General features: G+C 63.4%; 11 protein-coding genes. 8 read left to right on the top strand and 3 right to left on the bottom strand.

The window, feature by feature from the left end; genetic code table 11:
• On the bottom strand, positions 1–2,367 hold a 2,367-nt coding region (locus DBR22_RS06185; protein WP_108598272.1), incomplete at its 3' end, for a glycosyl hydrolase.
• A 263-nt stretch (positions 2,368–2,630) separates the two neighbouring features.
• Between DBR22_RS06185 and DBR22_RS06180 the strand changes: the two genes are divergently transcribed.
• The 6 genes from DBR22_RS06180 to DBR22_RS06155 all read left to right on the top strand — a co-directional run bounded on the left by DBR22_RS06180 (position 2,631) and on the right by DBR22_RS06155 (position 8,996).
• Complete coding sequence (locus DBR22_RS06180; protein ID WP_181365050.1) at positions 2,631–3,950, top strand: ABC transporter substrate-binding protein; 1,320 nt, start codon at positions 2,631–2,633, stop codon at positions 3,948–3,950.
• 35 nt (positions 3,951–3,985) lie between these two features.
• Positions 3,986–4,945, top strand: coding sequence for a carbohydrate ABC transporter permease (locus DBR22_RS06175; protein WP_108598270.1), 960 nt, complete (start codon positions 3,986–3,988; stop codon positions 4,943–4,945).
• Positions 4,946–4,951: 6 nt separating this feature from the next.
• The gene (locus DBR22_RS06170) at positions 4,952–5,788 is read left to right on the top strand and encodes a carbohydrate ABC transporter permease (protein ID WP_108598269.1); all 837 of its coding nucleotides are present in this window, start codon (positions 4,952–4,954) and stop codon (positions 5,786–5,788) included.
• A complete protein-coding gene (locus tag DBR22_RS06165) occupies positions 5,785–7,326 on the top strand; it encodes a family 43 glycosylhydrolase (RefSeq protein ID WP_108598268.1) in 1,542 nt (513 codons plus the stop codon). The genes DBR22_RS06170 and DBR22_RS06165 overlap by 4 nt, the downstream gene beginning before the upstream one ends.
• 46 nt (positions 7,327–7,372) lie before the next feature.
• Positions 7,373–7,708, top strand: a complete 336-nt coding sequence (locus tag DBR22_RS06160) for a beta-galactosidase (RefSeq protein ID WP_108598267.1) — start codon at positions 7,373–7,375, stop codon at positions 7,706–7,708.
• A 142-nt stretch (positions 7,709–7,850) separates the two neighbouring features.
• Entirely contained in the window at positions 7,851–8,996 is a 1,146-nt protein-coding gene (locus DBR22_RS06155) for a DUF5597 domain-containing protein (RefSeq protein ID WP_108598266.1), read from the top strand.
• 64 nt (positions 8,997–9,060) lie between these two features.
• Here DBR22_RS06155 and DBR22_RS06150 read toward each other — a convergent pair whose 3' ends face one another.
• The gene (locus DBR22_RS06150) at positions 9,061–10,578 is read right to left on the bottom strand and encodes a GMC oxidoreductase (protein WP_108598265.1); all 1,518 of its coding nucleotides are present in this window, start codon (positions 10,576–10,578) and stop codon (positions 9,061–9,063) included.
• Between the two features lie 295 nt (positions 10,579–10,873).
• Between DBR22_RS06150 and DBR22_RS06145 the strand changes: the two genes are divergently transcribed.
• Positions 10,874–11,929: a sugar phosphate isomerase/epimerase family protein gene (locus tag DBR22_RS06145; RefSeq protein ID WP_108598264.1), complete on the top strand. Its 1,056-nt coding sequence runs from the start codon at positions 10,874–10,876 to the stop codon at positions 11,927–11,929.
• A complete protein-coding gene (locus tag DBR22_RS06140) occupies positions 11,919–12,320 on the top strand; it encodes a C-glycoside deglycosidase beta subunit domain-containing protein (RefSeq protein WP_108598263.1) in 402 nt (133 codons plus the stop codon). Before DBR22_RS06145 ends, DBR22_RS06140 begins: the two co-directional genes overlap by 11 nt.
• A gap of 55 nt (positions 12,321–12,375) precedes the next feature.
• Here the strand turns inward: DBR22_RS06140 and DBR22_RS06135 are convergent, their stop codons facing one another.
• On the bottom strand, positions 12,376–13,911 hold the full coding sequence (locus DBR22_RS06135; protein WP_108598262.1) for a SulP family inorganic anion transporter: 1,536 nt from the start codon (positions 13,909–13,911) through the stop codon (positions 12,376–12,378).
• Positions 13,912–14,004 lie beyond the last annotated feature (93 nt).

Below are 14,004 nucleotides of genomic sequence, written 5' to 3'. Positions count from 1 at the left end.
GCTTTCAGGACGCCAGCCCGCAACGGTGGCGCCGGCGTCGAGCAGTTCGGCAATGCGCCTGACGGCAGTCAACGTCATTCGACGGCTTGAACCGCCGAGGTACAACAGCCGGTAGTGTGTCCCGCCCGTGGTGAGCAGCCCGCCGTCAGGAGTGACTGTGACGTGGTTGAGCAGGCCGTCCAGGTTGATGAAATCGAACCCGTGGCCCTCGGGGACTTCCGGCGCCGAGTCGCCGAACACGCCCGTGACTGGAGCCTCTTCGCCGTAGAAGTATGCAACATCCGCCGCGTGCGTTCCCTGCTGCAGCAGGTGGGAGCAGCGTGCCATGTAGTCGAGCCACGGTTTGGCAGCGTGCGCCCAGGTTTCGTTCCGGGAGAAGGACTGGCCGAGGTACGGGGAGAGGGTGATGCCGGGCTTCGGAACGGCGTCCGGCTGGTGCGGTGACGTGTGGATGTTGATGAGATTGACGCCCAGCACAAATTCCATGTCCACGATCGGCTTGAGTTTGCGTGGCGTGAAGAAAAACGGCTTTCCGAAGGCGCTCATGGACTCAGCGCCGGTGGCTGCCTTGCCGTACACGTGGGCCACGGAAGCGGCGCCGCGAAGGTCGGCCACATACGTGGCCTGCGGGCCGGTTTCAGGTTCAAAGCACCACATCGCACCCATGGGAATATCTGCATGGGAGCGCATTTCCAGGTCATCGCCCAGCTGTGGCCGGTGGTCCTCGAGGGCCTCCGCGTAGTACGTCATGCCCCGCTCCCGGGCGATGCCGGCAATGGCCCCGTAGTGATTCTCGGCGAGGAGCCCGGAGATGGTCTTCCGGAGGTCCCAAAGGAAGGCGTCACTCTGTTGGGCGTCGCCCACGATAATGCCGGTGACCGCAGGGAGCCAGGGGAGCAGGTCGTAGCCGCGGCGTACCTCGAACTCCTTCCGCATGGCGGCAGTCCAGTTCTGCGGCCCGGACTCGATGCTGTCGCTGAGCAGGGCCGATACGCCCTTGGGACCGAGGAGTTCGCCGCCAAGGGCTTCTTGGAAGAAGCGAAGGTAGTTCTCGAAGTACTCGGTGACCAGGCCGGCGTCGAGTTTGTCCACCTCCAGGCCGGTGGCGTCTTCAGGCGCCGGGGCGTTGAGGTGCCCGGTCAGGGAGTGGCCAAACCTGAGGACCGTCCACTCTCCCTCGTCCGGCAACCAGTCCAAGGTACCGTCCGCGCCGAGGTGGCTGGTGACGTCAATGACGTCCTCCGGCCGGACGGCGTCTGCCGCGTTGACGGGATCGCCGTCGAGCGCATAGAAGTCAGGCACAGGCGCGTAGCCGGCCTTTTCTTCCGCCCGCGTGATGCGTGCACCGGAGAAGAGCCCCAGCGCCGACACATTGAACATCGCCCCAGAACCCGCGGCCGCCGGCAACGAAAGGGGCTTCACGCCGGGCGCTACCGGGATGCTGCCCGCCGTCCCGGCCTCCAGTGCGAGCCTGAAGAACTTGGCTGTGACGGGAGGAAAGCTCGCCGAGCGCACCGGCGAGGCGGATGCCGGGAGGTCGACGACGGCGCTGAACGTGACGCCGTCATGGCTGGCTTCCAGCCGTGCCCGGGGAGCCGGCCGTACGCCGAAACCGCGTGCGGCAGGCAATCCAACACGGACTGATGAAACCTGAGTGGGATCATCGAATTCAGCGACGAGCCAGCCCGCGGGCCCTTCGTCCCGGAGTTCAACGGGGGGCCAGTAGCGGCCGTCCGCGAGCGTATCCAGCGTCCGATCTCCGGAGGTCTGGCTACTGGCGCCAATACGCGCCGGGACAAGGGGAAGGTGGCCGTCCCGCCGCGGCAATGCCAACACTGCGATGTCTTCGTAGTGGTCCGGCACGCCAATAGGATCCTTCCGGATAGCCGCGAACGGTACGTCCTGGTAGGGACCTGACGACGACGGCGGGGCGGCCACGATGACCCGCTCCCCTTGGCCTGCGCTCACGTTCGTGACGCTCCAGACAAGCTTCTTCATGCCTGCGGCCGGCCGTACCCATGGCCCGCCGGTTGCACTCCAGCCGGCCGACGTCGCAACCGCCAGCTCAAGGCCCAGCCGGTCCGCAGCGGTTGCGGCGCACCTCATGGCAGACTGCCAGGCCGGGGAACGGAACGCCACCCGCTCCGGCGTGTATTGGGGAAGGCCCATCGACCCGGTGAAGGCCTGGACGCCGCCCGCGCCCGAGGCCGCCAGCCATTTGAGGTCCTTCTCAATGCCGGATTGATCGACGTTGCCGTCCATCCAGTGCCACCAAGCACGGGGTCTGGCGGACATGGGCGGATTTACGAAGCTGTTGAAGAGCACGTCGCTGTTGGGGGCGTGGGTGGGCGTGTTGTCGCGGGGCACTGGATTGTCCTTCAGGGCAGGGAGACGGCAAGGGCCGCCAAGACTAGATTCACCATAGGACGAGCTGCCGGGCCGATGGGGGGAAACAGCCATGCGGAGAGAAGATGGTGAGCATAGACGATAACTATTTCCATGGCTGCCGTGACCTGACCTACCTTGAATGACAGGAGCCAGCTTGTGATCCAGGGAACAAGTCCCCGCACAGGGCTCGAATCCACTGATCGCTGAGGCGACAGGACAACGAAGTCATGAAAGGCCACACCATGAAGAAAGCAACTAGCCCTGCGGGCCGGAGGTTCGTCTCCGCCGCGGCGCTCGCGTCCGTGACGGCACTGGCATTGAGCGCCTGCGGTGGCGGTGACGCAGCCAGCGAGCCGATTGTCGAAGAAACGGGGCCGGTGGAAATCACCCTTGCCACCCCCGCCTACACCGGCGGCGGAGCAGGCAACCCATACTTGGCCTTGATGGAAGCCTTCAAGGCAGAGAACCCCAACGTTACGGTCAAGCTTGTGGAGTCCCCGGCCGACCAGCACGGCCAGACCATGCGCACCCAGCTCCAGGCAGGCAACGCCCCGGACCTGTTCTACGTCACTGCCGGCCGCGGCAACAACCAGTCATTCGCCTCACTCGCGGAAGCCGGCTATCTCCACGAACTGACCGACCAGAAATGGGCAGCGGACGCGATTCCCGAATCGGCGAAGAACCTCTACGTCGACGACGAAAAGATCTTCGCCGTCCCGGCGGACCTCGCCCCGATCACTCAGCTCCAGAACAAGGGCGTGCTGAAGGAACTCGGCTTGGAACAGGCAGCCACGCTGGACGAAGTCGTCGAGCAGTGCAAGACCGCCCGGGCGGCCGGAAAGTCCTTGTTCGCCGTCGCCGGCACCTCGGGTGCCAATATGGGTCTCCAGGCCATGCAGCTGGCTGCCGGCATCGTTTACGCTGAAGATCCCCAGTGGGACACCAAACGCGAGAAGAAGGAAACCACGTTTGCCGATTCCGACTGGAAGAAGGTGCTGGAGCAGATTGTGGAGTTCAAGGATGCAGGCTGCTACCAGGACGGTGCGGCAGGCGCTGGGTTTGACCAGCTCTTCCCCTCTGTTGCCCAAGGCAAGGTAGCAGCAGTGTTCGCTCCGGCCGGTGCCGTGGCCGCCCTGCGCGGCCAAGTCAAGGACGGTTCATTCGACGTCGCCGTCGTTCCCGGCGAAACCGCCGCTGACACCCGCCTCATAGCCAGCCCGGGCAACGCCCTGGCCGTTAACGCCGCTGGCAAGCACAAGGGCACTGCCCTGAAGTTCCTCGAGTTCCTGGCAAAGCCCGCCAACCAGGACGCACTTGCCAAAGCCAATGGCAACGTCTCGGTGACGGCCGCGGTCTCCGGCACTGTCCCCTCGCAGTTCCCCACCCTTGAGCCGTTCTTCTCCGAGCCTGACAAAAAGATCGTTACGCAGCCGAACTACCTTTGGCCGAACAGTGGCGTTTACGACTCTTTGGGCACCGGCATCCAAGGTCTGCTGACAGGCCAGGCCACACCGGACCAGGTCCTGAAAACCATGGACGAGCAGTACAACCGCGGCGCCTAGCCCACGGCTCCGCAACCTGATTGGAAGAACATCCCATGACCGCACAACTTGAGCAGAAAACGGAGGGCGCCCGGGTCACCGGGCGCCAGCCCCGCTCCACCAAGTGGAACGGCAGCAAAGGCCACAACCGCTCCGATCATCGCTTCGCTACCTGGTGGTGGTTCACCCCGGCACTCCTGGCCCTTGTGCTCATTCACTACGCCCCGAGTGCCATCGGTGGATTCTTTGCCTTCACCAACTGGAAAGGCATAGGAAAGTGGCAGTTCGTCGGCTGGGACAACTTCGCATCGATCGCCGAGGGCGGTCCCACCACCACTGCCCTTATCAACACGTTCATCATCGGCATCTCCTTCGTGGTGCTCACCAACGTCCTGGGTCTGCTTCTGGCACTGGGCCTGAACCGAACAGTGAAGTCCCGCAACGTCATCCGGACCCTGATCTTCGCGCCGGTGGTCCTGAGTTCGCTGGCAACGTCCTACATCTGGAAGTTCATCTTCGAACAGGACGGCCCCCTCAACGAATTCCTGGTGTCCGTCGGCCTTGAGTCCCTGCAACGGACCTGGCTGGGGGATCCAGCGACCGTTCTTCCCGCCATCATCATGGTGATGGTGTGGCAGAACGTCGGTCTGGTCATGGTGATGTACCTTGCCGGACTGGCGACCGTCTCCCCGGAACTCGAAGAAGCTGCTTCATTGGACGGCGCAACGCTGTGGCAGAGGTTCAACTACGTGGTCCTGCCCGCCATCATGCCGTCGGTTGTTATCGCCATGACCCTCATGCTCATCAACGGCCTCCGGGTCTTCGACCAGATCCAGGCACTGACCGGCGGTGGACCCTACGGCGCCTCCGAGACCCTGGCCGTCACCATCTATAAGGAGACCTTTGTGATGGGCCGCTTCGGCTTCGGTGCCGCCCTTGCCCTGGTCATGTCGGTAATCATCATCATCCTGACAGTGGCCCAGCGCCTCCTCCTCCGCTCCAACGCCAAAGGGTAGTCAGCCATGTTCCGCTATACAAAGAAGACCTTCCTCCGCGAGGCTTTCCTGATCCTGGTGGCGCTCGTTTTCCTGCTGCCGTTCTACTTCCTGGTCAACCTCGCGTTCAAGAACGGCTCCGACGCGCTCACGACGTCTGCCATGCAGCTGGCCACCAACCCCACCCTGGAAGCCTTCGGCCAAGCCCTTCGCGGCGGACGCCAGGCCACGCTCATGGATGGCATGCTCAACAGCATCATCATCACCGGCGGCAGCGTCCTGATGCTCGTGGCTGTTGGGTCCATCTCGGCTTACACACTGAGCCGCCGGACGGGAAAGCTGAGCAAGGTTGCCATGGGCCTGATCCTCGTGACGATGGTCCTTCCCGCACAGGCCGCCATCATTCCCATCTACGTGGGGATGCGCAACGTCGGCCTCGTCGGCACACACGTCGGCACCATCATCATGTATTCGGGCGCGCTGCTCCCCATCGCGATCTTCCTTTACATGGGGTTCACCAACGGGATAGCCAGGGACTACGAGGAAGCGGCCCAGATCGACGGGGCCTCCCGGTTCACCGTATTCCGGAAGATCATCTTCCCCCTGCTTTCTCCCGCTACGGGGACGGTGGCCATCTTCACCGGCCTTATTGTCTGGAATGACTTCTTCACCGGACTGATCTTCCTCAACGGATCCGACGCCGTAACGTTGCCTGTGGTGATCTACAACTTCGTCGGCGAGAGCGTGTCCCAGTGGAACGTGATCTTCGCGGCCATCATCATCTCGATGATCCCCATCCTCGCGTTCTTCCTCGTGGCCCAGAAACAGTTCATCCAGGGCTTCACGGGGGGTGTGAAGTCTTGACGCCGTTGAGACTGGCCAAGGGCGTCGAAGGTCAACGACGGGCCGATCAGGGCGACGGCACCTACCGTAATCCCGTCTTCGCGGGAGACCATCCTGACCCCGCCATCCTGTGCGACGGCGATGACTACTACCTGACTTTCTCCTCCTTTGAATCGACGCCAGGGCTCATCATCTGGCACTCGCGGGACCTGCTGAACTGGGAACCCCTGGGGCCTGCCCTGCCTGCGCCCATCGGCAACGTCTTTGCGGTGGACATGTGCAAGGTCGAGGGCAGGTACTTCATCTACGTCCCCATCATTTCCACTGCTGTCTCCCCGGATCCAACCGCACCGCCGCAAATCTATGTGATCCACGCCGAAGACATGGCCGGTCCGTGGAGCGAACCCATCAATTTGGGCATTTCAGGGCACATCGATCCCGGACATGTCGTGGGAGAAGACGGGAAGCGGTACCTTTTCCTCAGCGGCGTCAGCCGTGTCCGGCTTACCACCAACGGCCTGGCAACCGACGGGCCGGTTGAACATGTGTATGACGGCTGGCGCTATCCGGATGACTGGGTCACCGAGGCCTACGCCCTGGAGGGACCCAAGCTCACCCGGCGCGGCGAATGGTTCTATCTCACGACGGCGGTGGGCGGCACCTCGGGTCCGCCCACCGGCCATATGGTCACGGTGGCCCGCTCCCGCTCAGTTCATGGGCCCTGGGAAGACTGCCCCCGGAACCCCATCATCCGGACATGGGATCCGGAGGAACCGTGGTGGAGCAAGGGCCACGCAACCCTCTTTGAGGGCCCGGATGGCCAGTGGTGGAGCATCTACCACGGCTACGAGAACGGTTTCACAACGTTAGGCCGGCAGACGCTTCTGGAACCCATCGAATGGGCCGACGACGGATGGCCGCGCGCATCCGGCGGAGACCTCTCAGCGCTGTTGCCCGCACCTCTGCCGGCCACATCCGACGCAGCTGACCATACCCCCGGCCTACCACTGTCTGACGACTTCTCGGAAGAGCGCTTTGGTATCCAGTGGTCCTTCCACGCGCCGTCCAAGGACGAGTACCTCCGCGTTTCATTGGACGACGGGCTCCTGCTGCAGGCACGCGGAACAAATCCCTCGGGCAGTTCTCCGCTGACGTGCATCGTCGGTGACCGGCGGTACGAGATCAGTGTTGAGATGGAGCTTCTCCAAGGTGCGCAGGGCGGGCTGCTGCTCTATTACAGTGACCGGCTGTTCTGCGGCATGGGCCATGACGGCGATCGGATGAACAGCTACCGCGCTGGAAGGAACATTCCCTATTGGCGCGAACCGGCGCCTTCGGGGACCGCGATCCATCTACGCATAGTCAACGACGGACACATCGTCACCCAGTACTACAGCCCGGACGGAATTGACTGGACCCGGCATGGCCTGCGGTTCAACGTTGCCGGCTACAACACCAACACTGCAGACGAGCTCCTCAGCCTGCGGCCGGCACTTTTCGCGACGGGTAGCGGGCACGTTCGGTTCAAAAACTTCCAGTACCGCGCCCTGGATGGGTGAACGCCTGTACCGATTCACTCCGGTAGAAAAAGAATGAAAGTTGCAGATGAGCATCCCAAGACTTGAACGCCATGACAGCCATACCCGCCTGATCGTGGACGGTGCACCGTTCCTCTGTATGGGCGGTGAACTCCACAACTCCAGCTCCTCCGATCGCCACTACATGGCACCTGTGTGGGACAAAGTTTCCGTTTCCGGGGCGAACACTGTTATTGCGACTGTGGCCTGGGACCAGGTTGAGCCTGCAGAAGGTTCTTTTGATTTCTCCGGCCTTGACGGGCTCCTCGAAGATGCACGGACCGCTGGCTTGAGGTTGATCCTCATCTGGTTTGGGTCCTTCAAGAACGCGTCATCCACTTACGCACCCATGGGTTCGCGCTGACAGAACACGCTTCCCAAGGGCAGCCCGCGGACCGAACCCCATGGAAACACCCTTCTCCTATAAGGGCTCCATGCCTCGACCAACACTGTCCGTGTTCTCTGACGAGCTCTTTAGCGCTGACAAGCTGGCCTACTGCCGATTAATGGCACATCTTGCCGAGGTTGACCAACAGCACACAGTGATCATGGTCCAGGTGGAAAACGAGGTCGGGCTTCTCGGAGTGGGCAGGGACCGATCGGCAGCAGCCCAGGCCTCTTGGGAATCGCCGGTTCCGGTGCCACTTCGCAAAGCCCTCGCGAACAATGCTGACGCGTTCGATCCCGTAGTGGCAGAGGTTCTCCGACCAGTCATCGCTTCGGAGGCCAGCTGGGCTCAGCATTTTGGTGATGGCAACGCCGTCGCGGACGAAACCTTCATGGCTTGGGCTTTCGCGACGTACGTCGGTGGACTTGCAGCCGCTGGAAAGGAAATCCTGGAGCTTCCCGCTTTCGCCAATGCCTGGCTCGGTCCGCAGCACGGTCAGGATCTTCCCGGAAACTACCCAAGTGGCGGACCGACCGCGAAGATGCTGCCAGTCTGGCGGACGGCAGCACCAGCCATCGATCTCCTGGCCCCGGATATCTACGTTTCGAACTCAGCCGACGTCATGGCACAGTACGCGTCGTCGGAAAATCCCCTGTTCATTCCCGAAGCCCGGTTCCGTGCAGGGGACGCCTTTCTTGCTATCGGGCGCTTTGGTGGGTTGGGTTATCAGGTCTTTGGCCTTGAAGATGGCCGTGAGGGAAACCAATTTGGCCAGGCGTGCCGGGCGATACTGGCTCTCACCAAAGAGATTGTTGACGCCCAACGGGATAGCCGGATCTTTGGATTCGCTTTGGAACAGGACGAAGATTCCGTGATGACAACGCTTGGCGGCGCCTCCATCACCGTAAGAAATTCAGCAAAGCTCTACGGTGCCATGCTGCTTGACGCCGGTGTAATCCTGCCTCCGCCTTCAGAACTCCCCGGCGAGACCGAGGGTGCGGCCCACGGGCATACCCCTGGGGACGGCCGTCCCTTCGGACTGATACTCGAAACGGGACCGTTGGAGTTCCTCGTGATTGGGCAGGGCGCGCTGTTCGATTTCCGTAAAGAGGACTCGGAACTCGAAATTGATTCTGTGCTTGAGCTGCGGCTTACCGTAGAAGGCTGGAAGGATGGCCGTCTTCTGAACGGCGATGAGCGGCTCCAAGTTCTCCAGGGAGACAACATCAGCGCCGCCCGGATCAAGCTGCTGGAGTTCGTCTAGGCTCCAGCGGCCACAAGGGCGGGTGCCACCTCCACGGTGGCACCCGCCCTGTGTTTGCCGCCAACTACCTCAAGCGGTCTATGATCGACCTCGCCCCCAGCACGGCCAGGGCCACGGACGTCAGCGTGGGGTTGCAGGCAGTGGACGTCGGGATGACGCCGTTCCCGGCAACATACAGGCCCTCAGTACCCCAGACCTGGCTGTCCGGACCGCACACCGAGCGGCCGTCGTCGAACTGCCCCATCCGCACGGACCCCTGATAGTGGAGGGACGACCCTGCCGGGAGGAGGAACGGCGGCCGGTCGTCCAGGAAGGTGCCCAGGGCCTTGCCCGCCCTGGTGACCGCGTCCTTGGCCGCCTCAATGACCCGCAAGTCCTTCCACGTGAGGTTGTAATGGATGGTCATCCGCGGCATCCCGTAGTGATCCAGGGAGGCTTCCTCGAATTCCACCCGGTTTGCTTCGACGGTTTCGGTGGCACAGAACCAGCCAAGTCCAACAATAGATCCCGGGATCACGGCGTCCTCTTCCGCGAGTGGCACGGGTGAGGCATCGAGCTGCATCACCTGGCCGTGGAATGGGTCCTGGTCCGTGTACGGAACCCACGAAACACCGCTGTGCTGCGCCGCTCCAGCCTCACCAAAGACCGGCAGTCCGGCCTCGAGCGCCTCGGACGGGAGGCGGACAGCGCTGATCACCTGCGGCTGGTCATTAAGATAGCGGCCGAGCGCCCGCATCCTGATGCCGGACGCGAACAGTACCTGAGGGGTCCGGAGGGCATCTGCTGCCACTACCACCACCGGGGCCGCAACAACCGTCTCAGTTCCCGTGGCGAGGTCCCGCAGGGCGACGCCTGAGACGCGTCCGCCGTCGAACATTACCCGTTGACAGAGGGTCCTGGCGCGCAATTCAAAATAGTCACCTTGCGCCTCCGGCTCAGCCAGCGGTCCAAGCACGACGTCGGTCCCGGACCACGTGATGGTCCCATCAGCATGCTTGCGGACAGCAAGCGGCATCGGCTGGACAGCTGCGGCGCCGGTACGGGAAAACTCGCCGGCGAGCCGCCGACGGACCTCGGCTGAGAAGGGTGCGTCCTCAAACGCATCGGCGGTCACCGCCAGCAGACGTTCAGCAACCGACAAGGCTGCGTCGAGCGTGCCGTCGTCCAGGAACGCAATCCGCTCCGATCCTCCGGGCCGAGGACAGGCACAGGTCCAGTGCGCGCCCATTCCTCCGACGTTGCTGGACATCGCCGCGGCAGGCATGCCTGTCCACGGCGCCGGTTCGTCGGGTCGAAGCAGGAAGGTGCCGGGCCGCCCTGGGCCGGGAGCCGGCGCTTCGGGGCTGACGGAGGCCGCCGGGCCCTGAGAGGCGACCTGCGCGGCGGACCTGTCCTGGAGGGTAGGCATGTTCTTGACGTGGAGGCCTGGCCGGTCGCCCAGGGTAGGCCCTGTTTCGACCATGAGGATCCGCAACTGCGGAGCTTCGTCGTGGAGGACACGGGCGTAGGCGGAACCGGAAGGGCCGCTGCCGACTATGACGACGTCAAACGCCTCGGCGGGCTGGTCAGAGGTGGTTTTCACGGGAAATCCTTTGCGGATTACTCAAGTGCCGAGGTAAAAGTCGGGGCACGGTGCCCGGGAGCATCAGCACACGAAGTGCGCCGGGAATGATGCAGGCACCTGCAAAAACGGTACCGGGTTGACGCCCCGGGGAGGGACGCGGCCACCATTCGAACTGGTGATGCGCGGCATCCGGGTTAGTGATCCTTCCGGCACTGCCCAACGCGCTGCCCTGCAGGTAGCTTTGGGAACACGCCCGTCGTAGGTCGGTGCGACATGTCGCGTTGAGAACGCGCCAAAACACGAGGAGCTGGGTGTGAGTACCGCCCATCAGATCAAGCGTGGAGTCAGTTTCTACAGCTACCAGGAAGAGTGTTTCCTGAAGAAAATGTCCCTTGAGGATTGTGTCCGGGAAGCCGCCGCCATCGGTGCTTTCGGCGTCGAAGTAATCCCTGAGCAGTCCATGACCGGATACCCAAACCCCGGTGACGGGTTTTACCGCCAGTGGGATGAGTGGATGGAAAAGTACGGCACCACCACCATCGCCACGGATCTGTTCATCGATACCAAGCGCTACCCTGGCCGCGTCATGACATTGGATGAGATGACAGAGTCCGTCCGCAGGGACCTGGACATCGCGAAGCGCCTTGGTGCCAGGCATGTCCGGGCAATCATCAACACGCCGCCGGAAGTCATGGAAGCCTGCGCTTCTTACGCCGAGCAGCTGGAGCTGACACTGCTGCTCGAAGTCCACGCACCGTTCCACTATGAACACCCGTGGATCCTCCGGCACCTGGACGTGATGCATAGGCTGCAGTCGCCGGCCTTAGGCTTTATGCCGGATATGGGAACGTTTGTGGAGCGCTTCCCGCGAGTGATGTCTGAGCGCGCGCTGCGTGACGGAGCCCGCTCGCGGTTCGTGGACCTCGCAGTTGAGACGTACAACAACCGGGGCGACGTCCACGGGCTCATGGACACCTTCAACTACATGGGCGGCAACCCCGTGGAACTGGGCATTGCCCGGCTATCCACCTTCCTGACGTGGAATGACCCCCGCGTGATGCTGGAGCACATGCCTTTCATCCACCACATCCAGGCCAAGTTCTACGAGATGACCGACGACGGCGTCGAGTACAGCATCCCCTACGACAAGATCATCCCGGTTCTGGTCGAGGGTGGGTATGACGGTTACCTCTCCAGCGAGTACGAGGGCAACCGGCACATCCAGGACGTGTCTGAGGTGGACAGCGTGGACCAGGTCCGCAGGCAGCACCGGATGTTCGAGCGGCTGCTCGGGGAAGAACCCATGTTTCACACCGCTGCGGCCGTTGGCGCCGGCGCAATCGCCGAAGGGGACAGCAATGTTCGATAAATACATCATCGTGGAGGACACGCTACGGAACGTGGCAGTGGGCGGGGAGGTCACCGGCTTCCAGCTCGGCGTTCGGCTCCCGTACTACCGCGGACTGGGCCTGTCCATGGTGGAAGACATCGAGGTCACCTTGGACGGTGTGACTGCTCCGGCGGAGTCGGTCTCGCTGACCCTGCACGGAAACAGATACAGGCTCACGGACCTGCCGGGCATCTTTGATGACCGGTGGGAAATGGGCGAGGTAGCCACCGTCTTCGTCAGCAAGGCGGGCGGCCTTTCCAATGGCGAGCACACAGTCGCGGTCCGGGAGAGACTGCGGATCTCCTACATGCCGGTACCAGGCGGGGGCGCGGATCAGAAAACTCTGTCCCTCCAGGGAACGCCGCTGTGACGTCAGGCCAACGGACCACCTACTGCAGGTAACTGGGGGCTAGCATTGCTGATGGTCAGCCGTCCGTGTTGAGCTTCCCCGCCAGCCGCTCGCGCATCTGGATGCTGGCCGCGTTCAGCCCGATCAGTTCCACTTCGCGGCCGTGCCGGCGGTACTTTTCCGTCACGGCGTCCAGCACGGCGATGGTGGACGCGTCCCACAGGTGCGAGGCGTGCAGGTCCACCACCACCCTGGCGATGTCCGGCTCCGCGTCCAGGGCGTAGTCGAACTGGGTGTAGAGATCGTTGGAGGAGGCAAAGAACAGCTCGCCGTCCACGGTGTAGGTGGCCACGTTCTCGCCGTTAAGTTCGACGACGGTGCGCTCCACGGTGGCGAAGTGCGCCACCCGCCGGGCGAACAGGGCCATCGCGGCCAGGACCCCGGCCCCGACGCCGATGGCCAGGTTGTGCGTCACGGACACCACGGCGACGGTGATCAGCATGACGGCGGTCTCGGATTTGGGCATCCGGCGCAGGGTCCGGGGAGCGATGGAGTGCCAGTCGAAGGTGATGGCGGAAACGAAGATCATCACCGCCACCAGGGCGGCCATGGGGATGAGGCCCACCACATCGCCGAGCAGTACCACCAGGACCAGCAGGAAGACGCCGGACAGGAACGTGGAGACCCGGCTCCGGGCTCCCGCGCCCTTGACGTTGATCATGGTCTGGCCGATCACGGCGCAGCCGCCCATTCCGCCGAAGAAGCCGGTGACGATGTTCGCTACGCCCTGGCCCCAGGACTCGCGCGTCTTGTTGGAGCGGGTGTCCGTGATGTCGTCCACCAGCTTGGCGGTCATCAGCGATTCCAGCAGCCCCACCAAGGCCATGGACAGCGAGAACGGGGCGATGATCTGGAACGTCTCCCAGGTCAGTGGCACGCTGGGGAAGAACAGCGTGGGCAGGCTCTCCGGCAGCTGTCCCTTGTCCTGGACGGTGGGCACATCCACGCCGGCCAGCACGGCAAACAGGGTGAGCACCACGATGGCCACCAACGGTGACGGCACCGCCGTCGTCATTCTGGGCAGTCCCACCACAATGACCAGGCCGACGGCGACGAGCGGATAGACCATCCACGGAACGCCGATCAGTTCGGGAACCTGGGCCATAAACACCAGGATGGCCAGGGCGTTGACGAAGCCCACCATCACAGAACGCGGGATGAAGCGCATGAGCCTGGTGACACCCAGGACCGCCAGCAGGATCTGGAACACGCCGGCCAGGATCACGGCTGCGATGAGGTGGTCCAGGCCGTGGCTGCGCATCAGGGGTGCGATCACGAGCGCGACGGCGCCGGTGGCTGCGGAAATCATGGCGGGCCGGCCGCCCACAAAGGAGATGGTGACGGCCATGGTGAAGGAGGCGAACAGCCCGATCCGGGGGTCGACGCCGGCGATCACCGAGAACGCGATGGCCTCCGGGATCAGGGCCAGCGCCACCACGAGGCCCGCCAATGCTTCGGTTTTGAGCCGGCGGGGAGAGCGGAGGGTGGCCCGGACTGACTGGAGCTGCTGGGGAGTGCCGGTCCGGGCGTCCGGGACGGTTCGTGCGGCCATGGCGGTGGTCCAATCGTGCTGTCGAAGTGCACGGCGGCAGCTTCGGGTTTCGTCCGGGAGGGGGAGGCGCGGCGTCGCACCTTGAAATGAGGG

This window comes from Arthrobacter sp. HMWF013, from assembly GCF_003061105.1.
GTDB lineage: Bacteria > Actinomycetota > Actinomycetes > Actinomycetales > Micrococcaceae > Arthrobacter.
This window is presented reverse-complemented; position numbering and strand designations above follow the sequence as displayed.